The organism is Aureibaculum algae (assembly GCF_006065315.1).
In the GTDB taxonomy this organism is placed as follows: Bacteria; Bacteroidota; Bacteroidia; order Flavobacteriales; family Flavobacteriaceae; genus Aureibaculum; species Aureibaculum algae.
This window is the reverse complement of record NZ_CP040749.1, coordinates 616,200-633,163: the sequence shown is the minus strand read 5'-3', so window position 1 is coordinate 633,163 and position 16,964 is coordinate 616,200. Positions and strand designations below refer to the sequence as shown.

At 32.9% G+C, this 16,964-nt stretch carries 17 protein-coding genes and 2 pseudogenes; 6 read left to right on the top strand and 13 right to left on the bottom strand.

Features of this window, described 5'->3' with window-relative positions:
* Both FF125_RS02510 and FF125_RS02505 read right to left on the bottom strand, forming a co-directional pair.
* Positions 1–273 (bottom strand): hypothetical protein, encoded by a 273-nt coding sequence (locus tag FF125_RS02510; RefSeq protein ID WP_138948299.1) that lies wholly within the window; start codon positions 271–273, stop codon positions 1–3.
* On the bottom strand, positions 248–1,249 hold the full coding sequence (locus FF125_RS02505; protein WP_138948298.1) for an NAD(P)/FAD-dependent oxidoreductase: 1,002 nt from the start codon (positions 1,247–1,249) through the stop codon (positions 248–250). Before FF125_RS02505 ends, FF125_RS02510 begins: the two co-directional genes overlap by 26 nt.
* Positions 1,250–1,340: 91 nt before the next feature.
* Here FF125_RS02505 and FF125_RS02500 point away from each other — a divergent pair, with 91 nt between their 5' ends.
* Positions 1,341–1,718 (top strand): Fur family transcriptional regulator, encoded by a 378-nt coding sequence (locus FF125_RS02500; protein ID WP_138948297.1) that lies wholly within the window; start codon positions 1,341–1,343, stop codon positions 1,716–1,718.
* 52 nt (positions 1,719–1,770) lie between these two features.
* Here the strand turns inward: FF125_RS02500 and FF125_RS02495 are convergent, their stop codons facing one another.
* On the bottom strand, positions 1,771–2,952 hold the full coding sequence (locus FF125_RS02495) for an integrase core domain-containing protein (protein WP_138948285.1): 1,182 nt from the start codon (positions 2,950–2,952) through the stop codon (positions 1,771–1,773).
* A 259-nt stretch (positions 2,953–3,211) separates the two neighbouring features.
* On the opposite strand from FF125_RS02495, the pseudogene FF125_RS22345 reads away from it, so the two are divergent.
* Positions 3,212–4,718, top strand: a pseudogene (locus FF125_RS22345) (IS1182 family transposase); the annotation flags it as partial.
* A 222-nt stretch (positions 4,719–4,940) separates the two neighbouring features.
* Here FF125_RS22345 and FF125_RS02485 read toward each other — a convergent pair.
* The 6 genes from FF125_RS02485 to FF125_RS02460 all read right to left on the bottom strand — a co-directional run bounded on the left by FF125_RS02485 (position 4,941) and on the right by FF125_RS02460 (position 8,752).
* Positions 4,941–5,150, bottom strand: coding sequence for a hypothetical protein (locus FF125_RS02485; RefSeq protein WP_138948296.1), 210 nt, complete (start codon positions 5,148–5,150; stop codon positions 4,941–4,943).
* A gap of 1 nt (position 5,151) precedes the next feature.
* Positions 5,152–5,733 (bottom strand): NAD(P)H-dependent oxidoreductase, encoded by a 582-nt coding sequence (locus FF125_RS02480; protein ID WP_138948295.1) that lies wholly within the window; start codon positions 5,731–5,733, stop codon positions 5,152–5,154.
* Positions 5,734–5,811: 78 nt separating this feature from the next.
* A complete protein-coding gene (locus FF125_RS02475; RefSeq protein WP_138948294.1) occupies positions 5,812–6,624 on the bottom strand; it encodes a helix-turn-helix domain-containing protein in 813 nt (270 codons plus the stop codon).
* A 27-nt stretch (positions 6,625–6,651) separates the two neighbouring features.
* Positions 6,652–7,578, bottom strand: coding sequence for a helix-turn-helix domain-containing protein (locus tag FF125_RS02470; protein ID WP_138948293.1), 927 nt, complete (start codon positions 7,576–7,578; stop codon positions 6,652–6,654).
* Positions 7,579–7,601: 23 nt separating this feature from the next.
* Positions 7,602–8,342, bottom strand: coding sequence for an SDR family oxidoreductase (locus FF125_RS02465; protein ID WP_138948292.1), 741 nt, complete (start codon positions 8,340–8,342; stop codon positions 7,602–7,604).
* Between the two features lie 89 nt (positions 8,343–8,431).
* Positions 8,432–8,752 carry a hypothetical protein gene (locus FF125_RS02460; RefSeq protein WP_138948291.1) on the bottom strand — a complete coding sequence of 107 codons (321 nt, stop codon included), beginning with the start codon at positions 8,750–8,752 and terminating at the stop codon, positions 8,432–8,434.
* A 58-nt stretch (positions 8,753–8,810) separates the two neighbouring features.
* On the opposite strand from FF125_RS02460, the gene FF125_RS02455 reads away from it, so the two are divergent.
* A complete protein-coding gene (locus FF125_RS02455; protein ID WP_138948290.1) occupies positions 8,811–9,803 on the top strand; it encodes an IS110 family RNA-guided transposase in 993 nt (330 codons plus the stop codon).
* A 388-nt stretch (positions 9,804–10,191) separates the two neighbouring features.
* Positions 10,192–11,163 (top strand): IS110 family RNA-guided transposase, encoded by a 972-nt coding sequence (locus tag FF125_RS02450; protein WP_138948289.1) that lies wholly within the window; start codon positions 10,192–10,194, stop codon positions 11,161–11,163.
* 44 nt (positions 11,164–11,207) lie between these two features.
* On the opposite strand, the gene FF125_RS02445 is transcribed toward FF125_RS02450, so the two are convergent.
* Positions 11,208–11,879, bottom strand: coding sequence for a hypothetical protein (locus FF125_RS02445; protein ID WP_138948288.1), 672 nt, complete (start codon positions 11,877–11,879; stop codon positions 11,208–11,210).
* Between the two features lie 233 nt (positions 11,880–12,112).
* On the opposite strand from FF125_RS02445, the gene FF125_RS02440 reads away from it, so the two are divergent.
* Positions 12,113–13,105, top strand: a complete 993-nt coding sequence (locus FF125_RS02440; protein ID WP_138948287.1) for an IS110 family RNA-guided transposase — start codon at positions 12,113–12,115, stop codon at positions 13,103–13,105.
* Between the two features lie 194 nt (positions 13,106–13,299).
* Positions 13,300–14,806, top strand: a pseudogene (locus FF125_RS22340) (IS1182 family transposase); the annotation flags it as partial.
* A gap of 191 nt (positions 14,807–14,997) precedes the next feature.
* Here the strand turns inward: FF125_RS22340 and FF125_RS02430 are convergent.
* The 3 genes from FF125_RS02430 to FF125_RS02420 form a co-directional block, all read right to left on the bottom strand.
* On the bottom strand, positions 14,998–15,273 hold the full coding sequence (locus tag FF125_RS02430) for a tetratricopeptide repeat protein (RefSeq protein WP_138952365.1): 276 nt from the start codon (positions 15,271–15,273) through the stop codon (positions 14,998–15,000).
* A 70-nt stretch (positions 15,274–15,343) separates the two neighbouring features.
* Positions 15,344–15,601 carry a hypothetical protein gene (locus FF125_RS02425; protein ID WP_138948286.1) on the bottom strand — a complete coding sequence of 86 codons (258 nt, stop codon included), beginning with the start codon at positions 15,599–15,601 and terminating at the stop codon, positions 15,344–15,346.
* A 56-nt stretch (positions 15,602–15,657) separates the two neighbouring features.
* Positions 15,658–16,839, bottom strand: coding sequence for an integrase core domain-containing protein (locus tag FF125_RS02420; protein WP_138948285.1), 1,182 nt, complete (start codon positions 16,837–16,839; stop codon positions 15,658–15,660).
* Positions 16,840–16,964: the final 125 nt, after the last annotated feature.

The following is a 16,964-nucleotide window of genomic DNA, read 5'->3' as shown; positions in this document are numbered from 1 at the left end:
TTATACACAAATTTTATCTTTTAATAATTCACATTTAATTCCTTTACTTTTAAGATATTGAATTATTGATTTTGGGTCAATTACTTTTCCTTCAATTCTTAAAATGGAATGACCACAAGGATATGGCTTGTTAAAATCTTCCAAGTCGAAATTGATTTTTAGAGTTGGAAAACTTTTCTCTAAAAGTTTCAGTATTTCTTGTGAGAGACACACTGATTTTACATTAGTTATAAATACTTCAACCATATTAAAAGCTCTCTTGTGTAAGTTCATTATTAATAACTGCCCCTGAAATGTTACCACTAGAAACTGCTATGGCAACAGAACGCATCATTGTACTGTTGTCACCACAAGCAAAAATGCCTTCTTCTGTGGTTTTTTGCATAAAATTTACTTTAATGTGTCCGTTTTCTGTAAGTTCACAACCTAACTCTTTGGGGATATTTGAGTTTTGTTCAAAAGGAATAGAAGCGTAGGCACATTCAAAATTCTCTGTACTTCCATCTTTGAACACGATTTTTTCTAATTGTCCATTTTGATGTTCTATTTCAGAAATTTCTTTTTCCACAATTTTTATATTGTACCGTTTTATTTTTTCGAGTTGATTTTCTTCAAAGTCTTTTGTTCCTAAAGTGATTATCGTTATTTCTTTTGTTAAATTATTTACTAAAGAAGCAAGGTGAAAAGCTCTTTCTCCATTCGCAATGATAGCTGTTTTCTTGTTTCTTATTTCATAACCGTGACAATATGGGCAATGAACGACAGATATTCCCCAACATTGCAAAAAACCATTTATATTTGGCATTAGGTCTTTAATTCCTGTAGCAATAACTAGTTTTTTTGCTGTAAAAACATCACCTTTTGAAGTAGTGATTTCAAATCCGCTTTTACTTCTTTTTCCACTAACTGCAAGTCCATTATAAAACTTGACACTGTTGTATTTTGTTACTTGATTTTTGGCAATTTCAGAAATTTCTTTTGGAGTACTACCATCTTGAGTTAGAAAGTTATGGGAATGTGGTGTTTGCTTATTACAAGGTTTACCAGCATCTATTATTAATGTATTTCTCAATGAACGTCCTAATGCCATTGCTGATGAAAGTCCAGCATAACTTCCACCTATTATAATTACTTCAAAATTTTTTTTCTCCATTTTGTTATTGTATTGGGTAAAGAGTGATAAAGGTTGTTGTATTGTAAGTACTAAACCTGATACTCCAAAAAGTTTTATTATTTCTCTTCTTGTCATTTTATAAACAGTTTATTGCGATATAGTCGCAATAGTGTTTTTGACAAATATACAATCTTTTTGTATTATTGCAACAAATTCGCAATAATATATGAATCGAAGAAATACACCAACAAAAGAAGCTGTTTTAAATTTACTTTCAAATTCAAAAAAAGCATTGAGTCAGGATGCTATTGAAAAACAATTGGATATTAAAATCAACAGAGCTACTATATACAGAGTATTGAATAGATTTTGTGAGGATGATTTAGTGCATAAAATTATTGCAGAAGACGGGAAACAGTACTTTGCCATTTGTAAAAAATGTGAGAATCAACCAGAAATTATTCAGCATCATTTTCATTTTCGTTGTTTGACGTGTGACTCGATTGAGTGTTTAAAAGTACCTGTTGTGTATAACGTTCCTAGTGGTTATGAAGTCCAAAACGCAAATTGTGTTCTAACTGGGCTTTGTAATGAATGTTCGTAGTTTTTTGCATGTTCGTTAAGGCAGATAGTTTACAAAGTTAAAGTCACATCCTTTACACTAGATTCTGACTTAGTCTAATTGATACTTGTTTGTCTCTTATTTTTTTTTCGTTAAAATAACCTAAAAATACGTCTCTATAAAATACTCTCCAAATTCCATTTCCTTGATCTTGAGCACCGACATATTTCCCTTTAAGTCCAGAAGTTAAATATACCCAATAATATGACTTCCACCGCATGGCTCCATTTTGACATACTTTCATCACTTTCATAGTTGAATGATAATCATATTTTGGAATTTTTTCAGGGTATGGTCTATTGGAAAAATCATGGCAATCTGCAGGGGTTTTCATTCCTAAAGATTCATGAGGCCTAATGTGATTATATTCTTTTACAAACCGATTTAAACTACGTTGTTGTGCCTTGAGATCAAATGCTGAAGGTTTGGCACAAGCAGCCTTTAAATCACGGTGCATTCGCTCGTGTCGTCCGTTTTGGTCTGGGCGTGCTGGGTCGGAATAAACAGGGTCAATTCCCAATTCAATAAACCAATAAGATAACCTTGTATATCTTTGAATGGCAGCTACAGATCCAAATGGACTACCATTGTCTGTATGTATTTGTTTAGGGATGCCATACTTTCTAAAAACCTTTGTAAACTCTTGCTTAACAGAGATGAAGTTCTCTTTATAATGCCCTTTTGCTGTAAACAAAAATCTACTCTTAGAATCGGCTATAGTAAGTGGATGACAGTAAATTTTATTGCCCATTAAAAACTTTCCTTTATAGTCTGCACTCCAAACTTCATTACACTTTTTAGGATCGAAAATGGGGAATACTGGCTTGACTCTTCTGCTTCGCTTTTGAGGTTTAACTAGGCCATTTTTAGAAAGGATGTTGTGAACAGTCACCACACTTGGAATAAGTTCTTTAGCATACTCTTTAAACAACAAAATCCGAATTTTCTTCGCACCCCAAAGCATGTGTTTGTTTTTTAATTTTAAGATTGAATTTTCAACCTTTTGATTGGTTCTGTTGGGATGATTAATTGGGGCTCTTTTTTGCTCAATTAATCCCGATAGTCCCATTTTTTCATACCGAGAAATCAATTTGTAAGCAGTAGGTCGAGATATATTAAATGACCTACAAAGTTCTGTAATGGTATATTTCCCGGTTAACCATTCATGAATAAATTCTACTTTTTGTTCCATTTTAGTTTTTGCTTTCCAGACCATGATAAATACTTTTTCAAGTAATTTATGAATCTTAAAAGTGTAAACTATGTCCCTTTAACTTTGTAAAGGATGTCCCTTTACCGTACCTGCATTGCCCACAACGGTTAGTATAAGAGCAGTAGCGAGTTAAAGTCCACTTACTTTCTGAAAGGAATATACTTAATTAAAAGCAAAAATGATTCGAATTTGCACACGAACCGCTATTGCTTCTATATATTGTGCCTGTTGCACAAGTTATTGATTTTTAGTATCTTGTATTATGCAAGGCAAAAAAAAATATCAAGAAAAACTGTTCACTCAATTTCTGATGAGTGATCGGGTTCCCCCGAGAATTTTTACAGACGTTTAAAGCAAGCATTGGACTTGCATTTCCTTTATGAATTGACGCGTTCTTATTATGGAGAAAGCGGTCAAAAGAGCATTGACCCTACGGTGTTTTTTCCCCGAAGTCTCGGGGTGTTTGGTTGGTTATTTAGAGAACATCATCAGCGATCGCCAGTTGATATCTCATTGTAGTTTGCGTATAGATATTTTATATTTTTTAGGCTATGATATTGATGAAGAACTACCATGGCATAGCACCATAAGTCGAACTCGTCAATTGTATCCTGAAGCTATTTTTGAAGAAGTATTTACAAGAGTTTTAATGATGTGTATTGAAAAAGGCATGGTAAGTGGTCATACGCAAGCGATAGATTCTGCTCCTGTCAAGGCGAATGCTTCCATGGATAGTTTAGAACTGAAAGTGCCAGAAGAAGAGTTTGAAGAGCATTTAAAAAAAATCCGTCAACTAAGTGCGATGGATAAGGACAAGCCAATACGTAAAGCCAAAACCAACAAAGCGACCCCATCACAAAAGACTGTATCAGCGAGTAAACAAGAACTGACAGCTATAAAGGGCAGAAACAAAAAATGGTCAAAAAACCAAGACCAACGTCCAGGAGCGGGTAATAAAGGCAGTAAATACACCTCAAACAAAACCCATTATAGTCCAACTGATCCCGATGCAAAAATAAGTGTAAAACCGGGCAAGGCACGAAAGTTAAATTATATGAGCCAATTAAGTGTTGATACTGGGCATCATGTAATTACAGATATTAGAGCGTATATGGCCGATAAAAACGATAGCCAATACTTGCAAGACATTGTACCAAGATTAAAGAATAGATTAAACAGACAAGGTTTGATATGGAAAAACTGTGTTGCGGACACAGGTTATAGCCCCGAAGCGTCGGGGGAGAAAATTATGCTTTTTTAGAAAAAATAGGTTTAACAAGTTACATACCGCCACATCGCACCTATAAAGGAGGTCCAGAAGGGTTTATTTATAACAAAACTTACGACCATTATGTTTGTCCACACGGCAAGATAGTTCCCTTTAAAAAAGTATTTAATGATTACAGAACCCACACCAAGAAGAAGAAGGAATATAGGATATCATCTAAAATATGTAGGGCCTGTCCAATGAAAAGGCAATGTTTAGGTAAAACGGCACAAGAAAAGAAGTTTTCGGTAACGAATTATAGAGAAGAATATGAACGCAATAACCAACGGGTAAACAGCAAACGAGGACGGTATATGAAATCTAAAAGGCAGAGTACAGTTGAACCCGTCTTTGGTACACTTACCCAATTTATGGGACTCAGAAAAATAAATACTATTGGCATACAACAAGCTAATAAGGTAATGCACCTATCAGCGATCGATATAATTTAAAGAAATACCTAAAATTTATCAGTAAAGTTGTAAGAAGTGAAGCCAACTCACTTACAACTTATTTAACTCAAAATATTAACAATATATGGGGTGAAATAATCTAGTATAACCTCTTTAATAATATTGAAATGAGGTAAAAGATAAAATCACAGCAGTTCATAAAATGGTTGAAATCAAGTCAATTATTGATTTAAAAGAGTGTTTTTTACTGCTTGTGCAACGATTACTATTGTTGCAAGCCGTTTTATTCCACAACGATAGATCTTTGTTTCTTATTCTAATTCAAGACATTTAAAACCTATTTTTTTTAATTCATGAATGATTATTTTTGAAATGGAGTTCTCACTTTCAATTCGTAAAATATAATCGCAGTCTTCAATATCAAAATTCCAATTTTGTATTTCAGTAATGTTATCAATGGTTGGCGTTGCATATCTTATCTTTTCCTTAGTTGAAATGTTTGTTTTAAAAACAGAAATCATTTTAAATACTTTTTAAATAGGATTTAGCTATTTCAACAGTCCAATCCTTAACTCTTCCTTGGTCTGCTATATCAGCTTTATCAAAAAAGAAATGCTGCTTAATTAGCAAACCACAATATGAAAAAATTCCTTTATCAGAAGTTAAGCATAGTGCCTGATCCATACCTGTTTCTTTGTACTCTATTTTGGATTTTCCTTGGGTGTTAATAACAAAAATTCGCTTACCAGATAGTAATCCTTTTTGTATTCCTTGGTCGTAACGGTAAGCAAAACCATAAGAAAAAACGCGGTCAATATATCCTTTCATAATCGCAGGCATTCCTGTCCACCAAATTGGATAGATCAATGTAATAGTGTCTGCCCAAGAAATAAAATCTTGCTCCTGTTTTACATCCTGTGAAACTTCACCTTTACGTTGTCCTGCCATGTCATTTAAAGAAAGGATAGGATTAAAATTTAGATGATACAAATCTCTAACAATAACATCGTGATTGTGTCGTGTTAATATATCTACTATAGTTTGTTTAAAATGATGATTTAAACTCGCCTTATTTGGATGCGCATAAATTATAAGATGTTTCATTGTTCTATATTTTTTTAAAGTTTGATAGAACAAATGTAGAGGAGTACTTTCTGCTAAAATTGTAAGAAAACGAAATGATTATTTTGCACTGCAAACATTCTGTTGGAATTTTAGATATTGATTTGGGGAATAATTAGTAAAATGTTTAAAGTCGTGTATCAACTGACTTTGATCATAATAGCCACAAGTTTCTATTATTTCGAACCAATCTATTTTTGATGTTTGATTTTGTAAAAGTTCAATGGCTTGAATAAATCTTTCGTACCTGCTTTTTTCTTTAGCAGTATAGCCAAAATATTTTTTATGGTTTAATTGTATTGTCCTTTCACTTTGATTCGTTTCTTGAGCAATCATCTTTATTGGATTAAAAACGGTATAATAATCTTTGTGTTTTTGAAAATTTTCAAAAGCAGTTTCACTACTTTTTAAATAAGGTTTACAAAAATCTAACATCAAATTTATGCGGTTGTTTGTAGCTTCATTTTTAATTAAATGCCACAGATTTGTAAAACAATTTTGATTCAAAAGAGCATCAGGATTTATAGGTAAAAGATCTGATATTATTACTTTACTAAAGAATCGATAAAAAGCATCATTCTTAAAATGGACAACTAACATTTCTGCACCAGATGATAAAGTGTAGTCGAAAGGCTGTTTTATAGGCCCTAAAACAATACACTTTTCTAAATTTATTTGGGTATTGTTAACGGTATTAAAGTGAATAGGAGTACCAAAACTAAAAACCATAATAGTTTGAAAGTTAGGTAGTAATGTTTTTGTTATTGCTTGATTTGTGTTGTTTTGAGCGCTGTAAAAATGAGAAAAAAAAGACTGAAATTCTGATGGAACATCTATTCTTTTACTTGTTATATGTTGCTTGTCTGTTCTCATTTCACTAAAATTAGGCACTTCTAATTATCAATTAAATGTTTTTCTAAATTCCATAGGAGACATTTCGGTCTTACTCTTAAAAAGTTTATTAAAAGATGTTGGATATTCAAACCCTAAATTATAAGCTATTTCATTTATAGATAAAGTGGTTGTAGAAAGTTCTTCTTTCGCTTTTTCAATTAGTTTGTTGTGTATATGTTGTTGTGTACTCATTCCTGTTAAAGATTTCAATACACTACTTAAATAAGTTGAGGAAAGGTGAAGTTCTTTAGAAAGATTTTCAACAGAAGGTAAGCCAAGTTCGATTAAGTTATTTTGATTGAAATACGTTGATAATAAGGTTTCTACTTTTTCCAAAAGTTGATGACTAGATTTATTACGAGTTACAAATTGCCTTTCATAAAAGCGTTCGGCATAATTTAACAATAATTCTAATTGAGATACGATAATTTTTTGACTGAATTTATCAATATTGGATTGGTATTCTTTTTCTATATTTTTAAAAATATCAATGAATCTTTCTTCTTCATCTTCAGATAAAAATAAAGATTCATTAATGTCGTAGCCAAAATATTCATATTTTTTGATGGATGTGGCAAGTGCAGTATTCCATAAAAAATCGGGATGAATTAAAAGTAACCATCCCGAAGGTTTTAATTTTTTGTCTAAAAAAACATTAGGATTTCTTTCCATACTCATCACCTGATTGGGTGCTAAAAATGTCATTAAACCTTCGTTAAAATCGTACTCCTGTTGTCCGTAAAATAATTTATAAGGCACATTTCGTTTTAACCCTATGGTGTAATATTCTTGAATGAGTTTTAATCCTTTTAAATCTTTAGGAAATTCAACTTTACTAAAATCTATTAAACTTATTAATGGATGTTTGGGTGCAGAGAGATTTGCAAAAGTATGGTAGTCAGAAATTTTTGAAATTCGTTTTAAGTTTCCCATATTCATACTAAATAATTTCAAAGTTAAGCCATACCACCGTTAACACCAATATTTTGTCCATTAATCCATTTTGCTTCATCTGTGGCTAAAAAAGAAACTATTTTAGCAATGTCTGATGGTGTTCCTAAGCGTTTAAAAGCATTACTGTTAGAAAGTTGAGTAATCGTTTCATCCGATTTACCTTCTAGGAACAGTTCAGTTCCAGTGGGACCAGGCAATACACAATTTACATTAATGCCTCTATTACCTATTTCTTTGGCAAACACACTACTTATTTGTTGTACAGCAGATTTAGTAGCTGAGTAAATACCATATGTTGGAAAATTTGTTCGAGTTACTGTAGAAGAAATATTGATGATGCTTCCGTTGTCTGCTAATTGAGTGGAGGCTTCTCTTAACGTATTAAAAACTCCTTTTACATTAACGTTAAATTGTTTTTCAAAAATTTCATCAGTAGTATCTTTAATTAGCGAATTCATCATAATTCCCGCATTATTAACCAGAATATCGACCTTTCCAAAATGTGAAATAGCGGTATCAAATAAGTTTTTTACATCTTCTGATTTACTTATGTCTGCTTGAATACTAATAGCTTCAAAACCATTTTGAACGATTTCTTTTACAATCTTTTCGGCAGCTACTTTACCACCAATATAGTTAATCACTACTTTAGCTCCATTTTTAGCTAAAACTTTAGCTATTTCAGCACCAATTCCTTTTGAAGATCCTGTTACAATAGCAACTTGTTTATTTAACACACTCATTTTCTTTGTTTTTAAAATTATAATACAAAGTTGAGTTATATTCAAGTTTAAAACTTTTCCAAATCTGTGTTTTAACTGTCGTTATGCTTTTAATGGCTTACAACGTGTTTCTTTAGTTTGTAATAAATATCTTTAGATAGAAAAAGAGGAGAACTATAACGTATTTTAGAATAACGCTCCTTTACACGTACGAGTCCTCTCTTTCTATCAAGTTGCCAAGAACCATTGGAATACCAGGAGACAATTCTCCCGATAAAGGAAGTAGTTAACGCAACCTTTAGTTTGTAATAAATATCTTTAGATAGAAAAAGAGGAGAACTATAACGTGTTTTAGAATAACGCTCCTTTACACGTACGAGTCCTCTCTTTCTATCAAGTTGCCAAGAACCATTTGGAATACCAGGAGACAATTCTCCCGATAAAGGAAGTAGTTAACGCAACATATTTATTCACACTAATTGTAAAAATATGAAAAATTACGAAGAAGTAGTAGGAATTGATGTATCAAAAAAAACAATTGATGCTTATTGTTATCAAGCACAAGTCCATAAAGAGTTTGTTAATGATTTAATAGGATATAAAAGACTATTAAAATGGGTTTTGAAACAGACAAAAACAAGCAATTTTTTTTACTGTTTTGAGAATACAGGTTATTACTCCTTAAAGTTAGCACTTTATTTACATAGTCAAGATATTGTTTATGTAGAAGAAAGTCCATTAAAAATTAAACGCTCCAGCGGAGTTGTAAAAGAGAAAACAGATAAGTTAGACGCCAAACTTATAGCAAGATACGTATGGCTTTACAGAGAAGAGTTACAGCCAAGTACAGTAAAGAGTATGTCTCATTTAGAGTTAGGCAGATTACTAGCTTTAAGAAATCAATTAGTAAGAAACAATGCAGGACTTAAAGGCACTTTAAAAGAGATGAAAGTGCTATTGTCAAGTCCAACAACAGATTTTGGATGTATTAGCTTAAAACGCAGTATAGATTACTTATCTAAGCAAGTAAAAGGTATAGAAGATAGAATTAAAGAGATAATCACAGCAGATAATTCTATGAACAAGAATTACGAATTACTATCCAGCCTTAAAGGTGTTGGTTTAGTAGTTGCATGTCAACTAATTTATCACACAGGAAATTTCACTCGATTTGCTAGTTGGCGAGCCTTTTCTAGCTATTGTGGTACAGCACCATTTGAGCATCGCTCAGGTACTAGTATACATCGCAGAAAACAATGTCATTATTTAGGAGATAGAAAAATGAAAAGTTTGCTGAGTATGGCAAGTGTATCAGCAATACAACATGACACCGAATTAAGACTGTATTATAAAAGAAAATTGGCAGAAGGAAAAGATAAAATGTTAGCCATAAATAATGTTAGAAATAAACTAATAGCTAGAGCTTTTGCAGTTGTAAAAAGAGGAACACCTTATGTGGTTCTTCAGCAACATGCAGCTTAAGAAAATAAGTGTTTTTTTATTAGGAATTGATCTTGGAATACGTGTATGATTTCGTTGCGTGTTTTAAGCACTAAAGTTAGCAAATAAATCACAGATAGAAAGTCCGCGAGGACTTTCGTAAATTGGCAGAAACCAAGCAATTAATTATACACGGCTTAAGTTAGCATTTTAATAAAAACACTAAATTAAGACATATAAATAAGAAAGCACAAAAGAGGGGAGTAAGGTTATTATACACGCAGAAGCTTGAGACTTCGTCAATCCCGAAGTTTCGGGAAAAACCCCCTCTCTTTTTCTACACAGATTTCGAACAGTTCTATGAGGCTTTAAGACCTCGATTTTAAGTCGTTGAAACTCGCGCAGTGGTCCTTTCAAAAAACATTTTCTTATGAATAAAGATATTAAATATTTTGGAATAGACATTAGTCATTTGGTATTCGATGTCACGGATTCTGATGGCAATTATTATCAGTTTAAAAACAACCCTACAGGCTTTAAAAAGTTTGTAAAACTATTGAAAGTTAATAGTCATTGTGTCATGGAAGCCACAGGGTACTACCATTATCAATTGGCTTATTATTTATTAGAGTCTGGGATCAAAATCTCTGTAGAAAACCCTTTATCAGTAAAACGTTTTATACAGATGAAGTTGTCTAAGATCAAGACAGACAAGAGCGATTCTAAACTTATTTGTGAATATGCAAAACAAGTAGAATTAAAGCTATGGAAGGGTAACTCTAAACATCAAACAGAATGTCTACAAATGACCAGACTCCTTGCTGTATATACAAAACAGAGTACCATGTTAAAAAACAAATTACATGGTGAAGCTGTTTTAGGAAATCCAAGTAAATCGGTTGTGAGTTCTCTAAAACGCAGTTTAAAGCAGGTTCAGAAAGAAATCAAAACCTTAGAGGATAAACTAATAATATTAGTTAAAGAAGTGCACCAAGATGTTTTAACACGCCTAAAAAGTATACCAGGCATTGGAAACAAAACAGCATTAATGCTAGTGGTTCTTACAGATGGATTTGAACGTTTTACAAGCGGCAGTGAGCTCTGCAGTTATGCTGGGTTAACTCCTGTGATTAGAAAGAGTGGTAGCAGTGTAACTGGGCGCCCTCGGATTAGTAAAATCGGTAATCAAAAGCTACGGAGTTTATTATTTATGTGCAGTTTTAATGCTTGTAAATACAACAAAGCTTGTCGAGAAATTTATGAACGAATTGTAGCAAAAGGAAAGAGCAAAAAACTAGCCCTAATTGCCGTATGCAATAAGCTATTAAAACAAGCATTTGCTATTGCAAAATCAGGATTATTATATGATGATGCTCATAGAAGTGGTTTGGTGAAAAATTAATGCATTTTTACTTGTTTTTTACCACAGTACTTTGTTGTGTGTAGTTATTTTTCCACTATTAGGCTTTTTTCAGATTCCAATTCCATCATACTTATTTCTCCACCTAAATAATAGGAAGGTACATTTCCTTTAATTCCTAATCTATAAATTCCAATTCCTGAAAGTCTTTTCTCCTCTCGTCCATCAGGAATTAATCTAAATCTCGAAAAGTATGGTTTTTCCGATTTTACATATTCGCTTTGTATTCCAAAACATTGAATCATTAATTCTTTTCCTGATAAGTAACCATTCTTATTTTCCAATAAAATAGATTTTTTGTTGGATTGCTGTTGACTTTTCGGGAATATAACAACTTTTGAACTCTTAAGACCTTTCAATTCTTCTTGACTTATATCAGCTGATTCAAGAAATTCATTAAATTCAGTTTCTTTTTCGAAGGGTTTATTTGTCCAAAATAATCCAGAAAAGCAATTCAATCTCAACGGTAAATCCGGCCTATGAATTTCTAACTCTTTTTCCGTAAATGCTAAAGACTTAATTAACTTCGAGGTTTTTCTAAAATAATCTTTTGGTGTTCGATAATAACTTATGGTTTTGTATTTCGCGTAAACAAAAGTATTGTCTTCATTAATTGTTTGATAAAACACTTCTTTATCGTCAAACATTATTATTCGAATCCGATTGTTAGTGAAGTCATATATATCTCCAATTTTCATAGTTTCCTGTCGGTTTCGTTTAATTACACACAACGTGTTTCTTTAGTTTGTAATAAATATCTTTAGATAGAAAAAGAGGAGAACTATAACGTGTTTTAGAATAACGCTCCCTTACACGTACGAGTCCTCTCTTTCTATCAAGTTGCCAAGAACCATTTGGAATACCAGGAGACAATTCTCCCGATAAAGGAAGTAGTTAACGCAACATATTTATTCACACTAATTGTAAAAATATGAAAAATTACGAAGAAGTAGTAGGAATTGATGTATCAAAAAAAACAATTGATGCTTATTGTTATCAAGCACAAGTCCACAAAGAGTTTGTTAATGATTTAATAGGATATAAAAGACTATTAAAATGGGTTTTGAAACAGACAAAAACAAGCAAGGTTTTTTACTGTTTTGAGAATACAGGTTATTACTCCTTAAAGTTAGCACTTTATTTACATAGTCAAGATATTGTTTATGTAGAAGAAAGTCCATTAAAAATAAAACGCTCCAGCGGAGTTGTAAAAGAGAAAACAGATAAGTTAGACGCCAAACTTATAGCAAGATACGCATGGCTTTACAGAGAAGAGTTACAGCCAAGTACAGTAAAGAGTATGTCTCATTTAGAGTTAGGCAGATTACTAGCTTTAAGAGATCAATTAGTAAGAAACAATGCAGGACTTAAAGGCACTTTAAAAGAGATGAAAGTACTATTGTCAAGTCCAACAACAGATTTTGGATGTATTAGCTTAAAACGCAGTATAGATTACTTATCTAAGCAAGTAAAAGGTATAGAAGATAGAATTAAAGAGATAATCACAGCAGATGATACTATGAACAAGAATTACGAATTACTATCCAGTCTTAAAGGTGTTGGTTTAGTAGTTGCATGTCAACTAATTTATCACACAGGAAATTTCACTCGATTTGCTAGTTGGCGAGCCTTTTCTAGCTATTGTGGTACAGCACCATTTGAGCATCGCTCAGGTACTAGTATACATCGCAGAAAACAATGTCATTATTTAGGAGATAGAAAAATGAAAAGTTTGCTGAGTATGGCAAGTGTATCAGCAATACAACATGACACCGAATTAAGACTGTATTATAAAAGAAAATTGGCAGAAGGAAAAGATAAAATGTTAGCCATAAATAATGTTAGAAATAAACTAATAGCTAGAGCTTTTGCAGTTGTAAAAAGAGGAACACCTTATGTGGTTCTTCAGCAACATGCAGCTTAAGAAAATAAGTGTTTTTTTATTAGGATTTGATCTTGGAATACGTATATGGTTTGTTGCGTGGTTAAGCACGTAATTTAGCAAATAAAAACCGAATAGAAAATCCGTGAGGACTTTCGTAAGTAGGCGAGAAGCCAGCAATAAATTATATACGTTGTGCCTGTTGCACAAGTTAGTGATTTTTAGTATCTTGTATTATGCAAGGCAAAAAAAAATATCAAGAAAAACTGTTCACTCAATTTCTGATGAGTGATCGGATTCCCCCCGAGAATTTTTACAGACGTTTAAAGCAAGCATTGGACTTGCATTTCCTTTATGAATTGACGCGTTCTTATTATGGTGATAGCGGTCAAAAGAGCATTGACCCTACGGTGTTTTTTCCCCGAAGTCTCGGGGGTGTTTGGTTGGTTATTTAGAGAACATCATCAGCGATCGCCAGTTGATATCTCATTGTAGTTTGCGTATAGATATTTTATATTTTTTAGGCTATGATATTGATGAAGAACTACCATGGCATAGCACCATAAGTCGAACTCGTCAATTGTATCCTGAAGCTATTTTTGAAGAAGTATTTACAAGAGTTTTAATGATGTGTATTGAAAAAGGCATGGTAAGTGGGCATACTCAAGCGATAGATTCAGCTCCAGTCAAGGCGAATGCTTCCATGGATAGTTTAGAACTGAAAGTGCCAGAAGAAGAGTTGGAAGAGCATTTAAAAAAAATCCGTCAACTAAGTGCGATGGATAAGGACAAGCCAATACGTAAAGCCAAAACCAACAAAGCGACCCCATCACAAAAGACTGTATCAGCGAGCAAACAAGAACTGACAGCTATAAAGGGCAGAAACAAAAAGTGGTCAAAAGACCAAGACCAACGTCCAGGAGCGGGTAATAAAGGTAGTAAATACACCTCAAACAAAACCCATTATAGTCCAACTGACCCCGATGCAAAAATAAGTGTAAAACCGGGCAAGGCACGAAAGTTAAATTATATGAGCCAATTAAGTGTTGATACAGGGCATCATGTAATTACAGATATTAGAGCGTATATGGCCGATAAGAAAGATAGCCAATACTTGCAAGACATTGTACCAAGATTAAAGAATAGATTAAACAGACAAGGTTTGATATGGAAAAACTGTGTTGCGGACACAGGTTATAGCCCCGAAGCGTCGGGGGAGAAAATTATGCTTTTTTAGAAAAAATAGGTTTAACAAGTTACATACCGCCACATGGCACCTATAAAGGAGGTCCAGAAGGGTTTATTTATAACAAAACTTACGACCATTATATTTGCCCACACGGCAAGATAGTTCCCTTTAAAAAAGTATTTAATGATTACAGAACCCACACCAAGAAGAAGGAATATAGGATATCATCTAAAATATGTAGGGCCTGTCCAATGAAAAGGCAATGTTTAGGTAAAACGGCACAAGAAAAGAAGTTTTCGGTAACGTATTATAGAGAAGAATATGAACGCAATAACCAACGGGTAAACAGCAAACGAGGACGGTATATGAAATCTAAAAGGCAGAGTACAGTTGAACCTGTCTTTGGTACACTTACCCAATTTATGGGACTCAGAAAAATAAATACCGTTGGCATACAACAAGCTAATAAGGTGATGCACCTATCAGCAATCGCCTATAATTTAAAGAAATACCTAAAATTTAACAGTAAAGTAGTAAGAAGTGATGCCAAATCACTTACAACCTATTTAACTCAAAATATTAACAATATATGGGATAAAATAAGCTGGTATAACCTTTTTAAAAATATTCAATTGAGGTAGAAGATTAAATTACAGCCGTTCTTAAAATGGTTGAAATCAAGTCAATTATTGATTTAAAAGGGGGTTTTTACTGCTTGTGCAACGATTACCTTTGTTGTACGCAGTTATTTTCCGCAATTTAGCTCGACAATCATTTTGTCCGTCATATCAGAATTATACTTTTCTGAAATCCCGAGTAATTTCGCTTTTTTTAAATCTAAACAAGCTAAATCATTTTTATCAGATTCTCTATAAGCAACAGCTCTGTTCAGATAAGATGCTGGCTCTGTAGGGTTTAATTCAATAGATTTATTAAAATCGGCTAAAGCTTTTTCAATTCGCTCACTATGTACGTAAACTATCCCTCTGTTCAAAAGAGCCGGTAAATATGTCGAATCCATTTTAAGACATCGAGTAAAATCCAACTCTGCGTTTTTTATTTGTCCAATTTGGTCATAGGAAACTCCTATTTTAGAATATTGGAATCATCTTACCATATTCCGCTTCTGCTTTTTTGAATTCAATAATTGCATCGTTAAATTTTCCATCTAATTTGAGTAGAATAGCGTTTTGTAATATCGGATATTTTTCTCTGTCAAAATCACCGATAATTTTATCATCTGTTGTGATGTGTTCAACATTTCGTGAATCTTCTTGCTTAGATTTTTTTTTCTCGGTACAACTAACAAAAAAGACAAAAAACATAATTGTATAAAACTGTATTTTCATTGTTTGGTTATAATGTTCGTTAAGGCAGATAGTTTACAAAGTTAAAGTCACATCCTTTACACTAGATTCTGACTTAGTCTAATTGATACTTGTTTGTCTCTTATTTTTTTTTCGTTAAAATAACCTAAAAATACGTCTCTATAAAATACTCTCCAAATTCCATTTCCTTGATCTTGAGCACCGACATATTTCCCTTTAAGTCCAGAAGTTAAATATACCCAATAATATGACTTCCACCGCATGGCTCCATTTTGACATACTTTCATCACTTTCATAGTTGAATGATAATCATATTTTGGAATTTTTTCAGGGTATGGTCTATTGGAAAAATCATGGCAATCTGCAGGGGTTTTCATTCCTAAAGATTCATGAGGCCTAATGTGATTATATTCTTTTACAAACCGATTTAAACTACGTTGTTGTGCCTTGAGATCAAATGCTGAAGGTTTGGCACAAGCAGCCTTTAAATCACGGTGCATTCGCTCGTGTCGTCCGTTTTGGTCTGGGCGTGCTGGGTCGGAATAAACAGGGTCAATTCCCAATTCAATAAACCAATAAGATAACCTTGTATATCTTTGAATGGCAGCTACAGATCCAAATGGACTACCATTGTCTGTATGTATTTGTTTAGGGATGCCATACTTTCTAAAAACCTTTGTAAACTCTTGCTTAACAGAGATGAAGTTCTCTTTATAATGCCCTTTTGCTGTAAACAAAAATCTACTCTTAGAATCGGCTATAGTAAGTGGATGACAGTAAATTTTATTGCCCATTAAAAACTTTCCTTTATAGTCTGCACTCCAAACTTCATTACACTTTTTAGGATCGAAAATGGGGAATACTGGCTTGACTCTTCTGCTTCGCTTTTGAGGTTTAACTAGGCCATTTTTAGAAAGGATGTTGTGAACAGTCACCACACTTGGAATAAGTTCTTTAGCATACTCTTTAAACAACAAAATCCGAATTTTCTTCGCACCCCAAAGCATGTGTTTGTTTTTTAATTTTAAGATTGAATTTTCAACCTTTTGATTGGTTCTGTTGGGATGATTAATTGGGGCTCTTTTTTGCTCAATTAATCCCGATAGTCCCATTTTTTCATACCGAGAAATCAATTTGTAAGCAGTAGGTCGAGATATATTAAATGACCTACAAAGTTCTGTAATGGTATATTTCCCGGTTAACCATTCATGAATAAATTCTACTTTTTGTTCCATTTTAGTTTTTGCTTTCCAGACCATGATAAATACTTTTTCAAGTAATTTATGAATCTTAAAAGTGTAAACTATGTCCCTTTAACTTTGTAAAGGATGTCCCTTTACCGTACCATAATTGCGTACAACGTTTAGTATATGAAAAGTAGGCG